Raw genomic sequence first — 2,203 nt, 5'->3', positions numbered from 1 at the left:
GGCATCATGTCCGGCGTGGCGATCACCTGGTCGAAATCCATCCAGCCGCCCTGGATCTTGGCCACCAGCTCTTCGGCCCCGACGAAGTCGGCGCCGGCGGCGGTGGCGTTCTTTTCCATTTCGCCCTTGCAGAACACCAGCACGCGCACCTTCTTACCGGTGCCGTGAGGGAGGACCACGTTGCCGCGGACGACCTGCTCGGAGTACTTGGGATCGACGCCCAGGTTCATGTGGACTTCGAGAGCGGAATCGAACTTCGTCTTGATTCCGCCCTTTAATATCGTCACAGCCTCGGAGATTTCATACTCCTTTTGCCGATCAATCTTCTCGGCGAGGCTGCGGTAGTTCTTGCTCTTCTTCATTGCTCCTACCCGTGGTTGCCTACTGTTTGCCCGGTTGTCCCGCGCGGGGGTCTTCGGAGGTCTCTCCCGGCGGCTTCCTTGCGGAGCCTTGCCGTTCGTGACTTCCGGTCGGCCGTTCCGGTATTTCCGGCCGACTCCACCGCGCTAGGTTTTCTTACGCGATCTCCAAGCCCATGCTCTTCGCGGTTCCCGCGACCATGCTCATGGCGGCTTCCAAGCTCGTCGTGTTCAAATCGGGCATCTTCATCTTGGCGATGTCCTCGATCTGCTTCTGGGTCACCTTGCCGACCTTCTTACGGTTCGGTTCGCCCGATCCCTTTTCCAGGTTCAGCGCCTTCTTCAACAGATCCGGCGTGGGCGGGGTCTTGGTGATGAAGCTGAAGCTGCGATCGGCATAAACCGTGATCACGACCGGGATGACGTATCCCTTCTTATCCTGGGTCTGGGCGTTGAACGCCTTGCAGAACTCCATGATGTTCAGACCGCGCTGACCGAGCGCGGGGCCGATGGGCGGGGACGGGTTGGCGGCGCCCGCGGGCACCTGCAGCTTGATGTATCCGGTAATCTTCTTGGCCACTGTTGCTCCTAAGTTCTCTTATCTGTTTCTCTTCGTGCTCGGTATCCGGTTTGCCACGGGCGATAGAAGCGATCGCCCTTACACCGCATCCACTTGCACGAAATCCAATTCCACCGGCGTGGAGCGCCCGAAGACGCTGACCATCACCTTCAACTTGCCCTTTTCGGGGTTGATTTCCTCGACCACTCCGTCGAAATCCTTGAACGGCCCGTCCTTGATGCGGACCTTCTCGCCGCTCGTGAACGGGATTTCCACCACTCCGGTTTCCTGGGGCTCGACCGCGGTCTGGCCCAGGATGCGATCCACTTCCGCCTTGCGTAGGGGCTGGGGTTTGCCCACTCCCACGAAATGCGTCACGCCCGGGATATCCGTTACGTAATGCATCGTTTCCTTGTTCATCTCCATCTCCACGAGGAGGTAGGAGGGATAGAACTTCTTGTCGCGCGTGGTCTTCTTGCCCTTTTGGACCGTCGTGACCTCGCGGGTGGGAAGCAAGATCTGCCCGAAGGAATCCTTCAGCCCGTTCTTATCGACCAGGGCTTCCAGGTGCTGCTTGACCTTTCCCTCTTGGCCGGAATAGGTATGGACCACGTACCACTTTTTCACTGCCATTCCCATTCGCTTTCCAGCCTGCGCTATGCCCTCAACCGAGGACAAGCTGCACCAGCTTTCCCAAGACGAAATCCACGAGAAATACGAATGCCGTGGACATGAGGCTGAAGATGATGACCGTTATGGTAGAGCCCTTGAGCTCTTCCCGCGTAGGCCAGGTCACCTTGCGCAGCTCGGCGATCACGTCCCGGATATAATTTTGAAATCGTTTCATTTTCGGAATTCCCAGGCCAGATAGGACTTGAACCTACAACCAACGGTTTTGGAGACCGCTACTCTACCAATTGAGCTACTGACCTAAAAATTTGGTGGTCTGATTGAAAGCTGCCGCCCGCCTGCTTCATTGCCCTCGTCGCTGTGCACCTGCACAGCTCCTCGGGCGGCTTCGCATGCGGGGTCTGCCCCCTGTGGACGGTACTTTGCCGCCATCTTTCAATCATCCCACCAAATTTTGTCCTCTCCCTGTTTAAGGTGTAAATCCTAAGAGGCTTAATCCAGAATCTCGGTCACGACGCCGGCGCCGACGGTCTTGCCGCCTTCGCGAATCGCGAAGCGCAGGTCCTTGGCCATGGCGATGGACTGAATCAACTCAGCCGTGATCGTCACGTTGTCGCCCGGCATCACCATCTCAACGCCCGAGGGAAGCTCGGTC

5 protein-coding genes and 1 tRNA gene are annotated in these 2,203 nt (G+C 57.9%); all 6 read right to left on the bottom strand.

The annotated features are described in order from the left end of the window. Positions 1-362, bottom strand: a 362-nt coding sequence (locus JF616_22870) for a 50S ribosomal protein L1 (protein MBW8890606.1), incomplete at its 3' end; no start/stop codon positions are given. 154 nt (positions 363-516) lie between these two features. Next, a complete protein-coding gene (rplK, locus tag JF616_22865) occupies positions 517-939 on the bottom strand; it encodes a 50S ribosomal protein L11 (protein ID MBW8890605.1) in 423 nt (140 codons plus the stop codon). Between the two features lie 78 nt (positions 940-1,017). Next, positions 1,018-1,557, bottom strand: coding sequence for a transcription termination/antitermination factor NusG (gene nusG / locus JF616_22860; GenBank protein MBW8890604.1), 540 nt, complete (start codon positions 1,555-1,557; stop codon positions 1,018-1,020). Positions 1,558-1,582: 25 nt separating this feature from the next. Then, complete coding sequence (secE, locus tag JF616_22855) at positions 1,583-1,765, bottom strand: preprotein translocase subunit SecE (GenBank protein MBW8890603.1); 183 nt, start codon at positions 1,763-1,765, stop codon at positions 1,583-1,585. 12 nt (positions 1,766-1,777) lie between these two features. Next, positions 1,778-1,850: transfer RNA gene (locus JF616_22850), tRNA-Trp, on the bottom strand. A 190-nt stretch (positions 1,851-2,040) separates the two neighbouring features. Further along, a partial coding sequence (tuf, locus tag JF616_22845; protein MBW8890602.1) for an elongation factor Tu occupies positions 2,041-2,203 on the bottom strand: 163 nt, incomplete at its 5' end.

The organism is Fibrobacterota bacterium (assembly GCA_019509785.1).
Classification (GTDB): Bacteria; Fibrobacterota; Fibrobacteria; order UBA11236; family UBA11236; genus Chersky-265.
Note: the sequence above shows the minus strand (reverse complement) of the source record. Positions and strands in the feature narration are given on the sequence as shown.

What these genes read in the sequence shown, in the direction of transcription:
- nusG (MBW8890604.1), bottom strand. Translation starts at nt 1,557, where the DNA reads ATGGGAATGGCAGTGAAAAAGTGGTACGTGGTCCATACCTATTCCGGC.
- secE (MBW8890603.1), bottom strand. Translation starts at nt 1,765, where the DNA reads ATGAAACGATTTCAAAATTATATCCGGGACGTGATCGCCGAGCTGCGC.